Annotated in this window: 16 protein-coding genes and 1 riboswitch; of the genes, 8 read left to right on the forward strand and 8 right to left on the reverse strand. The window is 63.7% G+C overall.

Annotated features, from left to right (window positions below):
* Positions 1-35: 35 nt before the first annotated feature.
* Positions 36-653 (forward strand): PAQR family membrane homeostasis protein TrhA, encoded by a 618-nt coding sequence (trhA, locus tag GGI48_RS17560; protein WP_103740353.1) that lies wholly within the window; start codon positions 36-38, stop codon positions 651-653.
* Here trhA and GGI48_RS17565 read toward each other — a convergent pair.
* Positions 641-1,552 carry a LysR family transcriptional regulator gene (locus tag GGI48_RS17565; RefSeq protein WP_179599360.1) on the reverse strand — a complete coding sequence of 304 codons (912 nt, stop codon included), beginning with the start codon at positions 1,550-1,552 and terminating at the stop codon, positions 641-643. The two genes, trhA and GGI48_RS17565, sit on opposite strands and share 13 nt — an antisense overlap.
* 122 nt (positions 1,553-1,674) lie before the next feature.
* Here GGI48_RS17565 and GGI48_RS17570 point away from each other — a divergent pair, with 122 nt between their 5' ends.
* Genes GGI48_RS17570 through GGI48_RS17580 form a run of 3 tightly spaced genes read left to right on the forward strand, consistent with a single transcriptional unit; the run spans position 1,675 to position 4,220 of the window.
* Positions 1,675-2,916, forward strand: coding sequence for a D-amino acid dehydrogenase (locus tag GGI48_RS17570; protein ID WP_179599362.1), 1,242 nt, complete (start codon positions 1,675-1,677; stop codon positions 2,914-2,916).
* Positions 2,917-2,937: 21 nt separating this feature from the next.
* On the forward strand, positions 2,938-3,288 hold the full coding sequence (locus GGI48_RS17575) for a RidA family protein (protein WP_047306471.1): 351 nt from the start codon (positions 2,938-2,940) through the stop codon (positions 3,286-3,288).
* A 29-nt stretch (positions 3,289-3,317) separates the two neighbouring features.
* Entirely contained in the window at positions 3,318-4,220 is a 903-nt protein-coding gene (locus GGI48_RS17580) for a transporter substrate-binding domain-containing protein (RefSeq protein ID WP_179599364.1), read from the forward strand.
* Positions 4,221-4,273: 53 nt separating this feature from the next.
* Here GGI48_RS17580 and GGI48_RS17585 read toward each other — a convergent pair whose 3' ends face one another.
* Positions 4,274-4,993: a 16S rRNA (uracil(1498)-N(3))-methyltransferase gene (locus tag GGI48_RS17585; protein WP_016968751.1), complete on the reverse strand. Its 720-nt coding sequence runs from the start codon at positions 4,991-4,993 to the stop codon at positions 4,274-4,276.
* Between the two features lie 172 nt (positions 4,994-5,165).
* Positions 5,166-6,572, reverse strand: coding sequence for an adenosylmethionine--8-amino-7-oxononanoate transaminase (locus GGI48_RS17590; RefSeq protein ID WP_179599366.1), 1,407 nt, complete (start codon positions 6,570-6,572; stop codon positions 5,166-5,168).
* 318 nt (positions 6,573-6,890) lie between these two features.
* On the opposite strand from GGI48_RS17590, the gene GGI48_RS17595 reads away from it, so the two are divergent.
* A complete protein-coding gene (locus GGI48_RS17595; RefSeq protein WP_179599367.1) occupies positions 6,891-7,442 on the forward strand; it encodes a cytochrome b in 552 nt (183 codons plus the stop codon).
* A gap of 32 nt (positions 7,443-7,474) precedes the next feature.
* Complete coding sequence (locus GGI48_RS17600) at positions 7,475-8,071, forward strand: YceI family protein (protein ID WP_011063976.1); 597 nt, start codon at positions 7,475-7,477, stop codon at positions 8,069-8,071.
* Between the two features lie 303 nt (positions 8,072-8,374).
* Here GGI48_RS17600 and GGI48_RS17605 read toward each other — a convergent pair whose 3' ends face one another.
* From GGI48_RS17605 to ahcY, 4 genes are all read right to left on the reverse strand, one after another.
* A complete protein-coding gene (locus tag GGI48_RS17605) occupies positions 8,375-10,240 on the reverse strand; it encodes a DEAD/DEAH box helicase (RefSeq protein WP_016966393.1) in 1,866 nt (621 codons plus the stop codon).
* 241 nt (positions 10,241-10,481) lie between these two features.
* The gene (locus GGI48_RS17610) at positions 10,482-11,279 is read right to left on the reverse strand and encodes a substrate-binding periplasmic protein (protein WP_179599369.1); all 798 of its coding nucleotides are present in this window, start codon (positions 11,277-11,279) and stop codon (positions 10,482-10,484) included.
* Positions 11,280-11,398: 119 nt separating this feature from the next.
* On the reverse strand, positions 11,399-12,244 hold the full coding sequence (gene metF, locus GGI48_RS17615; protein WP_179599371.1) for a methylenetetrahydrofolate reductase [NAD(P)H]: 846 nt from the start codon (positions 12,242-12,244) through the stop codon (positions 11,399-11,401).
* Positions 12,245-12,431: 187 nt separating this feature from the next.
* Positions 12,432-13,841, reverse strand: a complete 1,410-nt coding sequence (gene ahcY / locus GGI48_RS17620; protein ID WP_047306464.1) for an adenosylhomocysteinase — start codon at positions 13,839-13,841, stop codon at positions 12,432-12,434.
* A 21-nt stretch (positions 13,842-13,862) separates the two neighbouring features.
* Positions 13,863-13,969, reverse strand: a riboswitch (S-adenosyl-L-homocysteine riboswitch).
* 187 nt (positions 13,970-14,156) lie between these two features.
* Here ahcY and GGI48_RS17625 point away from each other — a divergent pair.
* Together GGI48_RS17625 and GGI48_RS17630 are read left to right on the forward strand one after the other, a co-directional pair.
* A complete protein-coding gene (locus tag GGI48_RS17625) occupies positions 14,157-14,561 on the forward strand; it encodes an acyl-CoA thioesterase (RefSeq protein ID WP_011063971.1) in 405 nt (134 codons plus the stop codon).
* Between the two features lie 74 nt (positions 14,562-14,635).
* Entirely contained in the window at positions 14,636-15,523 is an 888-nt protein-coding gene (locus GGI48_RS17630; RefSeq protein WP_179599373.1) for a formate/nitrite transporter family protein, read from the forward strand.
* Here GGI48_RS17630 and GGI48_RS17635 read toward each other — a convergent pair whose 3' ends face one another.
* Positions 15,524-16,783, reverse strand: coding sequence for a cation:proton antiporter (locus GGI48_RS17635; RefSeq protein ID WP_016966387.1), 1,260 nt, complete (start codon positions 16,781-16,783; stop codon positions 15,524-15,526).
* Positions 16,784-17,117: the final 334 nt, after the last annotated feature.

Consider the following 17,117-nt stretch of genomic DNA (forward strand, 5'->3'; position numbering starts at 1 on the left):
TGCGTGTTTTTTCATGTTTCAAGGGTGAGCGACCGATGTATCACGGAGAAAGATTCAACGCCTGGACCCACTTGCTGGGGGCCGTCGCGGCGTTTATCGGCGGCATCTGGCTGGTGGTGCTGGCCAGCCTCGACGGCAGCCCGTGGAAGATCGTCAGTGTGGCGATCTATGCCTTCACCTTGCTGGTGCTCTACAGCGTGTCCACGGTCTACCACAGCGTGCGCGGACGGGCGAAGAACATCATGCAGAAGGTGGATCACTTTTCCATCTACCTGCTGATTGCCGGCAGCTACACGCCGTTCTGCCTGGTGACCCTGCGCGGGCCCTGGGGCTGGACCCTGTTCGGCATCGTCTGGGGGCTGGCGCTGATCGGCATCCTTCAGGAGATCAAGCCGCGTTCCGAGGCGCGGATCCTCTCCATCGTGATCTACGCGGTGATGGGCTGGATTGTCCTGGTGGCGGTCAAGCCGCTGCTGGCGGCCCTGGGCACCGCCGGGTTCACCTGGCTGGCGGCGGGTGGGGTGCTGTACACCGTGGGCATCATCTTCTTCGCCCTCGACAGCCGCCTGCGCCATGCCCACGGCATCTGGCACTTGTTCGTGATCGCCGGCAGCCTGCTGCATTTTATCGCCATCCTGTTCTACGTTCTGTAGGCACTGTCCAACTGGGCCTGGGCCTGGCGGGCGAAGATCTCCAGCAGGCTGGCCAGGGTGTGGGGCGGTGGTTCGGCGGCGCGGGTCACGGCGTACAGGGTGATCGGCAGTGGCGGGCTCAGCGGGCGGCTGGCGGTGCTGGCCGGTGAGGCGCCCAGGGCGGTGAAGGGGTCGATCAGCGCCAACCCGGCGCCGGATTCGACCATGGCCCGGGCCAGGGAATAGGTCTGTACGGCAATGCTGATCCGCGGCGGCGGTTCCACGGCCTTGAGGTAGCTGTCGAGGCGCGCCGACAGCGGGTCGCTGCTGCTCAGGCCAATCAGTGGTGCATCCGCCAATTCCATCAACGCCAGCGGCTTGCCGCGCATGGCGGGCGGCCAGTAGTCCCGTGGGGCCAGGGCCACCAGCACGCCCTCGGCCAGGGGCTGTGCGCAGAGCCCGGGGTGATCCGGGCGTTGCAGGGTCAGGGCCACGTCGATTTCCCGCATCAGCAGGTTCTGCACCAGTTCGCGGCTGTGGGCGCTGGACAGTTCGCACAGGCTGTCCGGGTAGCGCTGGGTCCACTCGCTGATGGCCGGCGGCAGCAACGCCAGGGCCAGGGCCGGGGTGGCGCCGATGCGCAGGCTGTGGCCCGGCGCCCGACGCAGGTTCTGGGCCAGGCGCCGCACGCCTTGCAGGCTTTCGCTGACCTTGTCCACTTCGCGTTCCAGCTCCAGGGCTTCCGGAGTGGGCTGCAATTTGCCCCGCACCCGCAGGAACAGCGGGAAACCCAGCTGCAATTCGGCGTGCTGCAGGACCTTGGTCACCGCCGGTTGCGAGACGTGCAGCAACTGCGCGGCGCCGCTGATGGAGCCGGCCTGGCGGATGGCCTGGAAGATTTCGATATGACGCAGGCGCATGGGGCATTCCATAACCTTTGTTTATGGGAGGTGCATCTTTATTCATTGTCCGGCGCCTGTCACCTGCCCCTAACCTTGGGCCATCGAACAATCGGTCATCGAACAACGGGCCAGGGGCAGTCATGAGTCAGCAGGTTTGCATCATCGGTGGCGGCGTTATCGGCTTGGCCAGTGCCTACGCCCTGGTCCGCCAGGGCTTCGAGGTGACCCTGGTGGAGGCTCAGGAGTCCCTGGGCAGCCAGACCAGCTTCGCCAACGGCGGGCAGTTGTCCTATCGCTATGTGGCGCCTCTGGCCGATGCCGGCGTGCCCTGGCAGGCCCTGGGCTGGATGCTCAAGGGGGACTCGCCGCTCAAGCTGCGCCCGCGCCTGGACCCGGCGCAGTGGCGCTGGCTGGCGGGGTTTCTCGGGGCCTGCCGGCACTCGGTGAACCAGCGCAATGGCGCGCACCTGCTGCGCCTGGCCCTGCTCAGCCAGAGCACCCTGCAAGGCTGGCGCGAAGAGGATGGCCTGCAAGGCTTCGACTGGCGGCGCAACGGCAAGCTGGTGACCTTTCGCCAGCGTCAAAGCTTCGAGCATGCCCGACACAACCTGGCGGACAGCCGCCAGCAGCAGGTGTTGTCCGCCGCCGAATGTTCCGTGCTGGAGCCGACCCTGGGGGATACGCCCTTCGTCGGTGGCATCTATACCCCGGATGAAGAAGTGGCCGACTGCCACGCGTTCTGCCAGCAACTGGCGGCGCGGCTGCGGGCTTCCGGGCGTTGCGAAATTCTTCTCGGCCAGCGGGTCCGGGCCATCCGCCACGTGGGGGATCGGGTCCAGTCCATCGACCTGGGCGAGCGCCAATTGCCGGTGGAGCATCTGGTGCTGGCCGCCGGGCACCGCAGCCCCGAGTTGCGCCTGCCGGGGCTCAAGCTGCCGCTGTATCCGCTCAAGGGCTACAGCCTCAGCGTACCCATCGGCCCGCAGCACCGGGCGCCGGAGATCAGCATCACCGACTACAACCGCAAGATCGTCTACGCGCGCATTGGCCAGCAGTTGCGGGTGGCGGCGATGGTCGACATCGTCGGTTTCGATCCGTCCCCGGACCCGGCACGCCTGGCCCTGATGCGCCGGCAGGCCGAGCAGACCTTCGCCGCCGCCGGCGATTATCAGGCCGCCAGCGAATGGGCTGGCATGCGCCCGGCCACCCCCAGCGGCGTGCCGCTGATCGGCGCCACCGCCTACCGCAACCTGTGGCTCAACCTCGGCCATGGCGCACTGGGTTTCACCCTGGCCTGTGGCAGCGGCCAGTTGCTGGGCGAGCTGATCGGCCAGCGCTGCACCAGCATCGACATGCAGGGCCTGACGCCCCGCGTCGCCTGAACGTTCAACAGGAGTCTTCAGATGAGTATCCAGCGTATCCACAGCAACGAGCGCCTGAGTGGCGCGGTGACCTTTGCCGGGTTGGTGTTCCTTTCCGGGCAGGTGCCTGGGGCCAGCAGCGACATCGGCGGCCAGACCCGCGAGGTGCTGGCGAAGATAGATAGCCTGCTGGCCGAGGCCGGCAGCGACAAGGACCATCTCTTGAGCGCGACCATCTACCTCAAGGATATCCAGGCCGATTTCGCGGTGATGAACGAAGTCTGGTCGGCCTGGCTGTCTCCCGGCCAGGCGCCGGCGCGCACCACCTTGCAGGCGGCCCTGGCGCGCCCGCAGATCCTTGTCGAAATCAGCGTCATCGCGGTTCGCCGCTGAGCCGCCCTTACCCACAACGGAGAATAACAATGCATAAGATCACGTTGCTCGGCTGCACCCTGGGGCTGTTGTTCAGCGCCGTTTCCCAGGCCAACGAGGCGCCCCTGGACGGCACCCTGGCCAAGATCGCCAACAGCGGCAGTATTACCTTGGGTTATCGCGATGCCTCGGTGCCCTTTTCCTACGTGGGGGATAACAGCGGCCAGCCCATGGGCTATTCGGTGGAGCTGGCGAGCAAGGTGGTGGAGCGCATCCAGCAGCAGTTGCACCTGCCCAAGCTGAAGGTGAAGTACAACCTGGTGACCTCGCAGACCCGCATTCCCCTGGTGCAGAACGGCACCGTGGACCTGGAATGCGGCTCCACCGGGGTCACCGCCGAGCGGCAGAAGCAGGTGGCGTTCTCCTACGGCTTCATCTACGTCAAGGGCCAGCTGCTGACGGCCAAGGACAGCGGGATCAAGAGCTTCGCCGACTTGCGGGGCAAGAACGTGGTGACCACGGCGGGCACCACCAACGAGCGTTTTCTCAAGAACTACAACGTCGAGCACAAGATCGATATGTTCGTGATCAGTGCCAAGGACCACGGCGAGGCCTTCCAGATGCTGCAGTCGGGGCGCGCGGCGGCGTTCTACATGGATGACGCGCTGCTCTACGGCGAACGGGCCAAGGCCCGCGATCCGCACAATTGGGTGGTGGTGGGGGAAGAGCAGTCGCGGGAGATCTACAGCTGCATGGTGCGCAAGGACGATCCGCAGTTCCTGGCGCTGGTCAACGGCGCCCTGGCGGACCTGTACCGTTCCGGGGAGATCAACGGCATCTACCAGCGCTGGTTCCAGCAGCCGATTCCGCCCAAGGGCCTGAACCTGGAATTCCCCATGACTGCCGAGCTGAAAGCCATCATCGCCCAGCCCACCAGCGACCCGGTGGAATAACCGGCTGTGGCGCCGCCGTGGATGCCGGGCTGTTGTAGCGGGCTAGGGAGGGGTTAGAAATCGCCCCACAGTTGCTGGGCCACGGCCAGGGCGACCACCGGGGCGGTTTCGGTGCGCAGCACGCGAGGGCCGAGGCGGGCAGGCAGGAAGCCAGCGCTGTGGGCCTGCTCCACTTCGGCATCGGACAGGCCGCCTTCCGGGCCGATCAGGAAGGCCAGGGTCTGGGGTTTGGCGTGGCTTTCCAGGGGCTGGGCCACCGGGTGCAGCACCAGCTTCAGGTCGGCCTGGGTCTGCTTGATCCAGTCCGCCAGCAGCACGGGCGGATGAATCAGCGGAACGCGGGAACGACCGCATTGCTCGCAGGCGCTGATGGCCACCTGGCGCCAGTGCAGCAGGCGCTTGTCGGCGCGTTCGTCCTTGAGCCGCACTTCGCAGCGCTCGCTGAAGATCGGGGTGATTTCGCTGACCCCAAGCTCCGTGGCTTTCTGGATCGCCCAGTCCATGCGTTCACCGCGGGACAGGCCCTGGCCAAGGTGAATCTGCAGTGGCGATTCGTCCTGACCGGCGAAGCTTTCATCCAGTTGTACGCGCACGCGCTTCTTGCCCACTTCCACCAGGGTCCCGCGAAACTCCGTTCCCGAGCCGTCGAACACTTGCAGCGCAGCGCCTTCGGCCATGCGCAGCACGCGCCCGATGTAGTGGGCCTGGGCTTCCGGCAGTTCGTGCTCGCCGAGGCTCAGGGGGGCGTCGATAAAGAAGCGGGACAATCTCATCTGGGTTCTCTGTTGAAGGTGAATCGGTGGACGGCATTCTGTGGCGAGGGCGCTTGCTCCCGGTCGGCGGCGAAGCCGTCGTTGAATCCGCCGGGCACCCGCACAACCGGGTTTGGCGACCGCTGCGCGGTCCAGCGGGAGCAAGCTCCCTCGCCACGATCAATGACCCGCTCTAGCCCGGATCGCGAAAGCCGGGGTGGAAGTCCTTGGGCACGGCCACGCTGACGCTGTCGCGGGTGGCGATGTCGATGCCTTCGCTGGCGACTTCGGCGAGGAAGTCGATCTGCTCCGGGGTGATCACGTAGGGCGGCAGGAAGTACACCACGCTGCCCAGGGGGCGCAACAGCGCGCCGCGCTCCAGGGCATGCTGGAACACCTTCAGGCCGCGGCGCTCCTGCCAGGGGTAGGCGGTCTTGCTGGCCTTGTCCTGGACCATCTCGATGGCCAGGACCATGCCGGTCTGGCGCACTTCGGCGACGTGGGGGTGATCCACCAGGTGCGCGGTGGCACTGGCCATCCGCTGGGACAGGGCGCGGTTGTTCTCGATGACCTTGTCCTGCTCGAAGATGTCCAGGGTCGCCAGGGCCGCCGCACAGGCCAGCGGGTTGCCGGTGTAGCTGTGGGAGTGGAGGAAGGCGCGCAGGGTCGGGTAGTCGTCGTAGAAGGCGCTGTAGACCTCGTCGGTGGTCATGCATGCGGCCAGGGGCAGGTAGCCGCCGGTCAGGGCCTTGGACAGGCACAGGAAGTCCGGGCGGATGCCGGCCTGCTCGCAGGCGAACATCGTGCCGGTGCGGCCGAAGCCGACGGCGATCTCGTCATGGATCAGGTGCACGCCATAGCGGTCGCAGGCCTCGCGCAACAGCTTGAGGTACACCGGGTGGTACATGCGCATGCCGCCGGCGCCTTGGATCAGCGGTTCGACGATCACTGCAGCCACTGTTTCGTGGTGTTCGGCCAGGGTCTGTTCCATGGCGGCGAACATGTTTCGCGAATGCTCCTCCCAGCTCATGCCCTCGGGGCGCAGGTAGCAGTCCGGGCTCGGCACCTTGAGGGTGTCCAGCAGCAGGGCCTTGTAGGTTTCGGTGAACAGCGGCACGTCGCCCACCGACATCGCGGCGATGGTTTCACCGTGGTAGCTGTTGCTCAGGGTGACGAAGCGCTTCTTGTTCGGTTGGCCGCGGTTGATCCAGTAGTGAAAGCTCATCTTCATCGCCACTTCGATGCACGACGAACCGTTGTCGGCGTAGAAGCAGCGGGTCAGGCCTTCGGGGGTGATCTTGACCAGGCGCTCGGACAGCTCGATCACCGGCTGGTGGCTGAAACCGGCGAGGATCACGTGCTCCAGCTGGTCCAGCTGGTCCTTGATGCGCTGGTTGATGCGCGGGTTGGCGTGGCCGAAGACGTTGACCCACCAGGAACTGACCGCGTCCAGGTAACGTTTGCCTTCGAAATCTTCCAGCCAGACGCCTTCACCGCGCTTGATGGGGATCAACGGCAGTTGCTCGTGGTCTTTCATCTGGGTGCAGGGATGCCACAACACCGCAAGATCGCGTTGCATCCACTGGTTATTCAGGCCCATGTACAGTCTCCTGGAGGCAGCTCGCTGAGGGGGCGGGCGAACAATCGGGCAAGCCTATGCAATGCATGGCCGCGGGACAACCTATTGTGTGAGGCGGCAACCGGGGACGGCGCGGCCCAGGGTAAAGACGCAGGTGCTCACTGCCAGGGCACTGGCGGCGAGCGCCTCGAAAGCGTCAGAAAACGCCCTTAATCTTTTCTTAATACCCCGAGCCCAGAGTACCGATCGTATTTCTCGATATTTCAAAGCAAATTTTTTCGCTTTAATTCGATAGGTAAATCGCTAGTCTTGGTCAGCGTTTCTTACAGGATGCAACTGATGCAGTTACGTAATTCTTCTTCTCGCTACGGCTGGGTAAGCATTGTTCTGCACTGGGGCGTGGCCCTGGCGGTCTTCGGTCTGTTCGCCCTGGGCCTGTGGATGGTCGGTCTCGACTACTACAGCGCCTGGCGCAAAGACGCGCCGGACCTGCACAAGAGCATTGGCCTGACGCTGTTTGCGATCATGCTGCTGCGGGTGTTGTGGCGGTTTGTCAGCCCACCACCACCGGCACCGGCCAATCATGGACGTCTGACCCGCCTGGGGGCCAAGTTGGGGCATGGGTTCCTGTACTTGGGTCTGTTCGCGGTGATGATTGCCGGCTACCTGATTTCCACCGCAGACGGCGTGGGTATCCCGGTGTTTGGCTTGTTTGAAGTTCCTGCCCTGGTTTCCGGACTGCCGGACCAGGCGGATGTAGCAGGTGTGGTGCATCTGTACCTGGCCTGGGCGCTGGTGATCTTCGCCGGCATCCATGGCCTGGCCGCCTTGAAGCACCACTTTATCGATCGTGATGCGACCCTCACCCGTATGCTGGGCCGCAAAGCCTGATGTTCAACCTTGACTCAAAAGGAATAGAAAGCATGTTGAAAAAGACTCTCGCCGCACTGGCAATCGGATCTGCTGTATTGGCGGCCGGTCAAGTGATGGCAGCGGACTACGTGATCGACAAGGAAGGCCAGCACGCCTTCGTCGACTTCAAGATCAGCCACCTGGGCTACAGCTTCATCACCGGTACCTTCAAGGACCTGGACGGCAAGTTCAGCTTCGACGCGGCCAAGCCTGAAGACGCCAAGATCGAAGTCAACGTGCGCACCGCCAGCGTGTTCACCAACCACGCCGAACGTGACAAGCACATCACCAGCAAGGACTTCCTGGACGCTGGCAAGTTTGCCGACGCCAAGTTCGTCTCCACCAGCGTCAAGCCCACCGGCAAGAATGCCGATGGCAAGCTGACCGCCGACGTGGCGGGCGACCTGACCCTGCACGGCGTGACCAAGCCGGTGGTGGTCAAGGCCACTTTCCTGGGTGAAGGCAAGGATCCATGGGGCGGCTACCGTGCCGGCTTCGAAGGCACCACCAGCATCAATCGCCAGGATTTCGGCAAGATGATGGACCTGGGCCCGGCGTCGAACAACGTCGACCTGTACATCAGCTTCGAAGGTGTCAAAGCGAAGTAATGCTTCGCCTGTAGCCGCTGCCACAGGCTGCGATAAGGCCCGCAGGGCCTTCGCGATTCAATTCGCACAGCCTTTATTGGACTGATCGCAACCTGCGCCAAGGCAAAAAAGCGCCCCCGACCACAAATCGGGGGCGTTTTTTATTGCCCGTCATGCGCCCCGGTGAGCCTGGCAGGCCCTGGCGCCGGGTTCCCCGTCGTTCGCAGCCTGCGGCAGCGGCTACAGAAAGCGGCCTCGACCATTCGCCATAAAAAACGCCCCGGGTCTTGCGACCAGGGGCGTTGTTCATTTCAGCGCAGCGACTCAGCGATTGCGGGTCAGCAGCGCTGGTTTCTCGCCCCGCGGACGGCTTGGCAACTGGTCCAGTTGCTCTGGCGTCGGGAAACGATCGATCTTGGACTCTTTGTGCATGATCTTCGGCTGGTTGCTCCGAGGGTTCTGCACGGCCGGTTCCTGGCGGGACTGGTCGTCCCGGTTCGGGCGGCGATTGCGCGACTCGTCGCGACGGCCCTGGCTGTCACGCGGGGCGCCGTTGCGCGGACCGCTGTTGCGCTTGGCGGGCGCGGTGCCGGTGGTGCTGCCGTTGCTGTTGCGCGGGTTGCCGGAGCGACCCTGGCCGCCGCCGCGAGGCGGATTGCCGGCACCGGCGCCTGCACCCTGGGCCGGAGCCCCTGGGCGGCGGCCACGACCCTGGTTGTTCTTGTTCTGGTACGGGCTGACGTAGTCAGCGCGGTTACCAAAGTTGTCCACGTCGTCGTCGAGGAACTCGTCCGGTGCCCGATCGGCACGGGGCGTCGGCTGACGCTGTTCGCGGGCTGGAGTGCCTTCACGAGGCTTGTGCTCGCGGGCCGGGCGCTCGCCACGGGCTGGCTTGTCTTTGCCGCCCTTGTCCTTGCCCTTGTCCTTGCGGCCACCACCGCCGCCACCGCCGTTCGGGCCGTCGCCCCGTGGGCCGCGAGGATTGCGCGGGTTGCGCACGTCCGGACGCTCGCGCACTTCCGGCTTCTCGGCTTCCACGGCGCTGGCATCGAAGCCCATCAGGTCGCCGTCGGCGATCTTCTGCTTGGTCATGCGCTCGATGCTTTTCAGCAGTTTCTCTTCGTCCGGAGCCACCAGGGAGATGGCTTCGCCCGAACGACCGGCACGGCCGGTACGACCGATACGGTGCACGTAGTCTTCGTCGACGTTAGGCAGCTCGAAGTTGACCACGTGGGGCAGTTGGTCGATATCCAGGCCGCGGGCGGCGATATCGGTGGCCACCAGGATCCGCACGTCGCCGGCCTTGAAGTCGGCCAGGGCCTTGGTGCGGGCGTTCTGGCTCTTGTTGCCGTGGATCGCCACGGCGCTCAGGCCGTGCTTGTCCAGGTACTCGGCCAGGCGGTTGGCGCCGTGCTTGGTGCGGGTGAACACCAGCACCTGTTCCCAGGCGCCGGCGGTGATCAGGTGCGCCAGCAGCGAGCGCTTGTGGCTGGCCGGCAGGCGGAATACCCGCTGTTCGATGCGCTCAACCGTGGTGTTGGGCGGCGTGACTTCGATGCGCTCGGGGTTGTGCAGCAGCTTGCCGGCCAGGTCCGTGATGTCCTTGGAGAAGGTCGCGGAGAACAGCAGGTTCTGACGCTTGGCCGGCAGGCGCGCGAGGACCTTTTTCACGTCATGGACGAAGCCCATGTCGAGCATGCGGTCGGCTTCGTCGAGCACCAGGATTTCCACGTGGGACAGGTCGACGCTGCCTTGGCCGGCCAGGTCCAGCAGGCGGCCGGGGCATGCCACCAGCACGTCCACGCCACGGGCCATGGCCTGGACTTGGGGGTTCATGCCGACGCCGCCGAAGATGCAGGCGCTGACGAACTTCAGGTCGCGGGCGTACAGCTTGAAGCTGTCATGCACTTGCGCGGCCAGTTCGCGAGTCGGGGTCAGGACCAGTACGCGGGGTTGGCGCGGGCCGTGACGCTGGGATTTGTCCGGGTGACCGTTGGGAAACAACCGCTCCAGGATCGGAAGGGCGAAACCGCCGGTTTTACCAGTACCTGTCTGTGCCGCGACCATCAGATCGCGACCTTGCAACACGGCGGGGATGGCCCGCTGTTGCACCGGAGTAGGCTGGGTGTAGCCGGCGGCTTCGATGGCGCCGACTAAAGCCTCGGAGAGACCGAGGGAAGCAAAGGACATGAGTAATCCTGTTTTAGTGAGGGCTTGGCCCAAAGGGATAATCTTGCCGAGCGTGAATGGCGTTTAAGAGGACGCAATCCCGTCCGGTCCTGCTGGCCTGAAGGCTCATTCACCGGGGGCTCGCGCGGGCCGGATGGCTGCGCCGTAGCGGGGTGGAGAGGCCTTGAACAGGGTCCAGCGTCCGGGCGTGAGCCTGGCGGGAGGCCGGAGTATAACAGAGCATTCGATGTGCGCTGCTTTCCTACTGCTCAACGGTTTTTTCTGACTCTCGGGTGGATGACGACCTGACAGGGGGCAGAATGGGTTCCGCGCCGTACTTGGCGCTCAACGCCGCGTAGGCCGGTTCGCGCTTGAAGCGCTTGAGCTCGGCGCCGAAGCGTTGCACCAACAGGTCCATCCCGGCATTGCGGCGCACCGCCAGGTACTGGCTCTGGCGGCTGATGACGGCGGAATTCTGGCTGACCTGATCGCGGATGCCCAGGCTGTCCAGCAGGTGCTGGCCGACCCGTTTGTCAGTGATCAGCAAGTCGATCCGCCCCAGCAGCAGCTTGCCGAAGTTGGCTTCATGGGTCGGCGCCGGTTCGCGCTTGAACAGGGTCGATTGACTGAAGTCATCGCTGTACAGGTAGCCGGGGGAGGTGCCGATGGTCAGCCCCTTGAGTTCATCCAGATGCTGGAACGGATGGGGGCGCTGCTTGGCGTAGAACATCACGAACTCGACGTCCGACAGGGGCTCGCTGGGGTAGAGCAGGGTGCTGTCGCGCTGGTCGCTGTGAAAGATGTCCAGGGCGCCGTCGGCCTGGCCGGTTTCCAGCATCGCCAGGCAGCGCTTCCAGGGCAAGAATTGCCACTCCACGTCTATCCCCAGGCGCTGAAAGACAATGGCCGTGGTTTCGTAGTCCAGCCCCATGACCTTGCCGTTTTCTTCGTAGACGTAGGGCGCCCAGGGCTCGGTGACAATACGCAGCTTCTCGCCATGGGCCGCGAGGCTCAGGCAAGTGCAGAGAAGGGTGATCAGCAGCCGGGCAATGACAGACATGGCTGGAGATTACGACGGGAGATCATGCAATTGCTAGGGGCAGCGCCAGCCGCTCTAGCTCAAGGCTGATGCAAATAAAAAGGCCCCGTCTGTGCCGGGGCCTGGTGACGCTTCACCGATCAGCGCGGCAGCTTCAGGTTGTTCCAGATCGCCAGGCTCGGGTCGGCCTGGTTAAGGGTATAGAAATGCAGGCCTGGTGCACCGCCTTGTAACAGGCGTTCACACATTTCGCTGATCACCTGCTCGCCAAAAGCCTGAATGCTGGCGCTGTCGTCGCCGTAGGCTTCCAGCTGCTTGCGGATCCAGCGCGGGATCTCGGCGCCGCAGGCGTCGGAGAAGCGCGCCAGCTTGCTGTAGTTGGTGATGGGCATGATGCCCGGCACGATCGGGATGTTCACGCCCATCTTCTGCACGCGTTCGACGAAGTAGAAGTAACTGTCGGCGTTGAAGAAGTACTGGGTGATCGCGCTGTCGGCGCCGGCATTGGCCTTGCGGACAAAGTTGCGCAGATCGTCTTCGAAATTGCGCGCTTGCGGGTGCATTTCCGGGTAAGCGGCGACTTCGATATGGAAGTGGCTGCCAGTCTCTTCGCGAATGAAGCTCACCAGGTCGTTGGCGTGGCGCAGCTCGCCGCTGGCCATGCCCATGCCCGAAGGCAGGTCGCCACGCAGGGCGACGATGCGCTTGATGCCGGCTGTTTGGTATTGCTTGAGCAGGCCGCGCAGGTCGTCCTTGCTGTCGCCGACGCAGGACAGGTGCGGCGCCGCGGGAATTTTTACTTCGTTCTCCAGTTGCAGCACGGTGTTGACCGTGCGATCACGGGTCGAGCCACCGGCGCCATAGGTGCAGGAGAAGAAGTCGGGGTTGTAGCCGGCCAGCTGACGGGCAGTGGCGAGCAGTTTTTCATGCCCAGCATCGGTCTTGGTGGGGAAGAACTCGAAGCTGTAACGACGTTCTTGGGACATGGAAGGGGTCTCCAGTTGCAAGTTGCGAGCGGCAAGCGGCAAGAACAGCGGGGATGCGCTCGGCTCTTGTGCCTGATGCTGGCTGCCTTCAGCTGTTGTAGCTGTTAGGACAAGCATAGGGCCGGTTGCGGCAAGCTGGGCTTTTGGCCCCTGCTTGCCGCTTGCGGCTCAAGGCTTGCAGCTGATCTTAGTAACGGTAGGCGTCTGGCTTGAATGGGCCTTCGACGGTCACGCCGATGTAGTCAGCCTGTTGCTTGGTCAGTTGAGTGACCACGCCGCCGAAGCCGCGGACCATTTCCAGGGCCACTTCTTCGTCGAGTTTCTTCGGCAGTACTTCAACGGTCAGGCGCTCGGCTTTCTGGGCCGGCGGCAGGTCGGCGTACTTCTGGCCGAACAGGAAGATCTGCGCCAGTACCTGGTTGGCGAACGAGCCGTCCATGATGCGGCTTGGGTGACCGGTGGCGTTGCCCAGGTTCACCAGGCGGCCTTCGGCCAGCAGGATCAGGTAGTCGTCGTTCTGTGGGTCGAAATCGCCATGGCCGGTACGGTGGATCTTGTGTACCTGTGGCTTCACTTCTTCCCATGCCCAGTTCTTGCGCATGAAGGCGGTGTCGATTTCGTTGTCGAAGTGGCCGATGTTGCAGACCACGGCGCGCTTCTTCAGGGCCTTGAGCATGTTGGCATCACAGACATTGACGTTGCCGGTGGTGGTCACGATCAGGTCGATCTTGCCCAGCAGGGCCTTGTCGATGCAGGCTTCGGTGCCGTTGTTGATGCCGTCGATGAATGGCGAAACCAGTTCGAAACCGTCCATGCAGGCTTGCATGGCGCAGATCGGGTCGACTTCGGACACCTTGACGATCATGCCTTCCTGACGCAGCGACTGGGCCGAGCCCTTGCCCACGTCACCGTAGCCGATGACCAGCGCTTGCTTGCCGGACAGCAGGTGGTCGGTGCCACGCTTGATGGCGTCGTTCAGGCTGTGACGGCAGCCGTACTTGTTGTCGTTCTTGCTCTTGGTCACCGAGTCGTTGACGTTGATCGCAGGAATCTTCAGCTCGCCCTTGGCCAGCATGTCCAGCAGGCGGTGCACGCCGGTGGTGGTTTCTTCGGTCACGCCGTGAACGCGTTCCAGCACCTGTGGGTATTTGTCGTGCAGCAGCTGGGTCAGGTCGCCGCCGTCGTCGAGGATCATGTTGGCGTCCCAAGGCTGGCCATCCTTGAGGATGGTCTGCTCCAGGCACCACTCGTACTCTTGTTCGGTTTCACCTTTCCAGGCGAACACAGGAATGCCGGCGGCGGCGATGGAAGCGGCGGCCTGGTCCTGGGTCGAGAAGATGTTGCAGGACGACCAGCGAACTTCGGCACCCAGGGCAACCAGGGTTTCGATCAGCACGGCGGTCTGGATGGTCATGTGGATGCAGCCGAGGATTTTCGCGCCCTTGAGCGGCTGTTCAGCCAGGTACTTGCGGCGCAGGCCCATCAGAGCGGGCATTTCCGACTCGGCGATGATGGTTTCGCGACGGCCCCAGGCGGCCAGGGAAATATCGGCGACTTTGTAGTCGGTAAAATCTGCAGGCGTGTTTACAGCGCTCATCAAGAGCCTCCATTCGTAGTGTGCGAATGGGCGCCGTTGTGCGTTTAGTGCCCGTACAGGGAACCCTGTACCGACAACGCCCCATCCGAGCCTGACAGGCCATGCCTGCTGCAGCGCCCCTCGGACAGGTGGCGGGAAAACGGTATCAGGTGCAGATGACCGTTCTGAAACGGTGGCGATTATAGCTTTCTTTAAGCGGCAAGGTGCAAGCAACAAGCAGCAAGTAAGAGCAGGTCGGTTTTTACTTGCAGCTTGTGGCTTGAAACTTGAAGCTGGGAGCGTCAATTGCACTGGTTCAAGCACCCTGGAGTCCCCATGAATTTCCACACCCGCAAGTGGGTAAAGCCCGAAGACCTCAACCCCAACGGCACGCTGTTCGGTGGCAGCCTGTTGCGCTGGATCGACGAAGAAGCGGCGATCTACGCCATTGTCCAGCTGGGCAACCAGCGAGTGGTCACCAAGTACATCTCGGAAATCAACTTCGTCAGTGCCTCACGCCAGGGCGACATCATCGAGCTGGGCATCACCGCCACCGAGTTCGGTCGCACCTCCATCACCCTGACGTGCGAAGTGCGCAACAAGATCACCCGCAAATCCATTCTCACCGTCGAGAAGATGGTCTTCGTCAACCTCGGCGAAGACGGCCTGCCGGCCCCCCATGGCCGCACCGAAATCAAATACGTCAAGGACCAGTTCAAGGACGACGCTTCCGACGCCTGACGCCAGGCGCAGAAAAGGAACAGCCCTGAGCCCCGCGTGTCGTAGCTAAATGACCCGCCTGGTTCAGGAGCCTTATGGACGCGCAAAAAGACGGCAAGACCCCCGGCCTCTCCGCTCAAGAGCAGCATGAGGTCGAACACAACCAGCCGCCCCGCGCGGCGGTCCTGCACGAAATCATCCGCACTCAGGGCGACCAGGAGCTGGAGCGCAGCGTCGCCGCCCTGTGGTGGTCGGCCCTGGCGGCTGGCCTGACCATGGGCCTGTCGCTGATGGGCATGGGCTTGCTCAACTCCCGGCTGCCGGAGGGCGAGGCCTTCAAGGTCATCGCCAGCTTTGGCTATTGCGCGGGCTTTCTGGCGGTGATCCTCGCGCGCCAGCAACTGTTCACGGAAAACACCCTGACCGCCGTGCTGCCGGTGATGAGCAAGCCGAGCCTGAGCAACTTCGGGCGTTTGTTGCGCCTGTGGAGCGTGGTGCTGGTGGGCAACCTGTGCGGCACCTTGCTGGTGGCCTACGTGATGCTGCACCTGCCGATCTTCGACAGCCGCACCGACCAGGCCTTTCTGGAAATCGGCCGCAAAGTGATGGAGAACGACAGCTCGCAGATGTTCGCCAAGGGCATCATCTCCGGCTGGATGATCGCCACCATGGTGTGGATGATCCCGTCCATGGAGAGCGCCAAGCTGTGGATCATCATCCTCATTACCTATCTGATGGCGCTGGGAGATTTCACGCACATCGTGGTGGGCTCGGCGGAAGTGTCCTACCTGGTGTTTGCCGGTGAATTGCCGTGGCGGGATTTCTGGAGGGTGTTCGCCGGGCCGACCCTGGCCGGGAACATCATCGGTGGCAGTTTCATCTTTGCCCTGATCAGCCATGCCCAGGTGCGCAGTGAAAGCGGCCAGCCGAACAGGAACGCGGACCGGGCTGCGGCGCCCGATCCGCGAAAGATCAAAAAATGATCAGTGGGCCTCGGCCTTGGCTGCCGGGGCATCCTGGGTGACATGGCGCACCAGCCTGCCGATGCTCAGACCCTGCAACAGGATCGACGACAGCACCACGATGTAGGTGATGCTCAGTACCAGGTCACGCTCCGGTCCCAGGGGCAGGGCCAGCGCCAGGGCCACCGAGACGCCGCCGCGCAGGCCGCCCCAGGTCAGCACGCGGATGGTGCCCCGGGGCACGCTGCGCCAGCGCCGCAACAGCAGGATCGCCGGGGCCACGGTGAGCAGGCGCGAGAGCACGATGGCCACCGCCAGCAGGCTCGCGGCCGCCAAGTGCAGCCAGTTGAACGGCAGCAGCAACAGTTCCAGGCCGATCAGGGCGAACAGCAGGGCGTTGAGCATGTCGTCCAGCAGCTCCCAGAAGCCGTCCAGGTAGCGCCGGGTCATGTCGTTCATCGCCAGGTTGCGCCCCAGGTTGCCGATGATCAGGCCCGCCACCACCATGGCGATCGGTGCCGAGACATGGATCTCGCTGGCCATCGCCGAGCCGCCGATCACCAGGGCCAGGGTCAGCATCACCTCGATCTGGTGCTGCTCGATGCTCTTGATCATCAGGTACACCAGGTAGCCGATCAGCCCGCCGAACAGCACGCCGCCAATGGCCTCATGCACGAACAGCCAGGCGGTGGCGCCCACCGTCGGGGTTTCACCCAGTTGGGCGATGCCCAGCAGAACGGTGAACACCACCACCGCGGTGCCGTCGTTGAACAGCGACTCGCCGACGATGGTGGTCTTCAGCGGCTTGGACGCGTTGGCGGTCCGCAGCACGCCCAATACCGCGATGGGGTCGGTGGGAGAAATCAGCGCACCGAACAGCAGGCAGTAGAGGAAACTCACATGCCAGCCGAACAGGCCAAAGATCCAGTAGGCCAGGCTGCCGATGACGAAGGTGGCGATCAGCACACCGACGGTGGCCAACAGGCCGATGGGCCAGCGATAGCTGCGCAGGTCGTTGAGGTTGACGTGCAGGGCGCCGGCGAACAGCAGGAACGACAGCATCCAGTTCATTAGCAGATCGCCGAAGTCGATCTTGCCGATCAGTTCCTCGACGTGTTCCTCAAGGCCGGGGAAGCCCAGGTAGCTCAAGCCCTGCAGTAACAGGGAGAACAGCAGGGCAGTGACCATCACGCCGATGGTCGGCGGCAGGCCGATAAAACGGAAATTCACATAGGTGAGCAGGGTGGTCAGGCAGATAAAGGCGGCGACAAGTTCAAGCATCCGGACTCCTTTGGATGATCGCAGGGAAAAAAGCGTCAAGTGACGAGCTTCAAGCGGCAGGTGTGCAGCGTCTGGCCAAGGGCCTGAGGTGGGTAGCGCTGGGGTTTGCCCGCCCCATTGACCGCAGTAGTGGCGCGATGTTGCAGGCGCCTGACTAAAAGGGCGGGTATCGGGACCCGGCTGCGGATGACGTCGGGCGGCAGGCCCATGCTGACGAAGTGCCTGCTATCGCTGCCAAAATGGCCGGCAGCCAGTGCAGACAGGCAAGCATCATGCGAGGATTCGCCCTCGGCGGCCGGCGCCATTATAGGCGGCCGGGGACGCAGGACGAATC

Origin of the sequence: Pseudomonas protegens, from assembly GCF_013407925.2 — a bacterium.
Lineage (GTDB): Bacteria > Pseudomonadota > Gammaproteobacteria > Pseudomonadales > Pseudomonadaceae > Aquipseudomonas > Aquipseudomonas fluorescens_AP.

Bases quoted from the DNA above. Each gene is read 5' to 3' on its own strand.
- GGI48_RS17585 (WP_016968751.1), bottom strand. From the start codon at position 4,993: ATGAGATTGTCCCGCTTCTTTATCGACGCCCCCCTGAGCCTCGGCGAG.
- metF (WP_179599371.1), bottom strand. From the start codon at position 12,244: ATGTCCCAAGAACGTCGTTACAGCTTCGAGTTCTTCCCCACCAAGACC.
- GGI48_RS17635 (WP_016966387.1), bottom strand. From the start codon at position 16,783: ATGCTTGAACTTGTCGCCGCCTTTATCTGCCTGACCACCCTGCTCACC.
- GGI48_RS17600 (WP_011063976.1), top strand. From the start codon at position 7,475: ATGTTGAAAAAGACTCTCGCCGCACTGGCAATCGGATCTGCTGTATTG.
- GGI48_RS17570 (WP_179599362.1), top strand. From the start codon at position 1,675: ATGAGTCAGCAGGTTTGCATCATCGGTGGCGGCGTTATCGGCTTGGCC.
- GGI48_RS17605 (WP_016966393.1), bottom strand. From the start codon at position 10,240: ATGTCCTTTGCTTCCCTCGGTCTCTCCGAGGCTTTAGTCGGCGCCATC.
- GGI48_RS17590 (WP_179599366.1), bottom strand. From the start codon at position 6,572: ATGGGCCTGAATAACCAGTGGATGCAACGCGATCTTGCGGTGTTGTGG.
- GGI48_RS17580 (WP_179599364.1), top strand. From the start codon at position 3,318: ATGCATAAGATCACGTTGCTCGGCTGCACCCTGGGGCTGTTGTTCAGC.
- ahcY (WP_047306464.1), bottom strand. From the start codon at position 13,841: ATGAGCGCTGTAAACACGCCTGCAGATTTTACCGACTACAAAGTCGCC.
- GGI48_RS17565 (WP_179599360.1), bottom strand. From the start codon at position 1,552: ATGCGCCTGCGTCATATCGAAATCTTCCAGGCCATCCGCCAGGCCGGC.
- GGI48_RS17595 (WP_179599367.1), top strand. From the start codon at position 6,891: ATGCAGTTACGTAATTCTTCTTCTCGCTACGGCTGGGTAAGCATTGTT.
- trhA (WP_103740353.1), top strand. From the start codon at position 36: ATGTATCACGGAGAAAGATTCAACGCCTGGACCCACTTGCTGGGGGCC.
- GGI48_RS17575 (WP_047306471.1), top strand. From the start codon at position 2,938: ATGAGTATCCAGCGTATCCACAGCAACGAGCGCCTGAGTGGCGCGGTG.
- GGI48_RS17630 (WP_179599373.1), top strand. From the start codon at position 14,636: ATGGACGCGCAAAAAGACGGCAAGACCCCCGGCCTCTCCGCTCAAGAG.
- GGI48_RS17610 (WP_179599369.1), bottom strand. From the start codon at position 11,279: ATGTCTGTCATTGCCCGGCTGCTGATCACCCTTCTCTGCACTTGCCTG.
- GGI48_RS17625 (WP_011063971.1), top strand. From the start codon at position 14,157: ATGAATTTCCACACCCGCAAGTGGGTAAAGCCCGAAGACCTCAACCCC.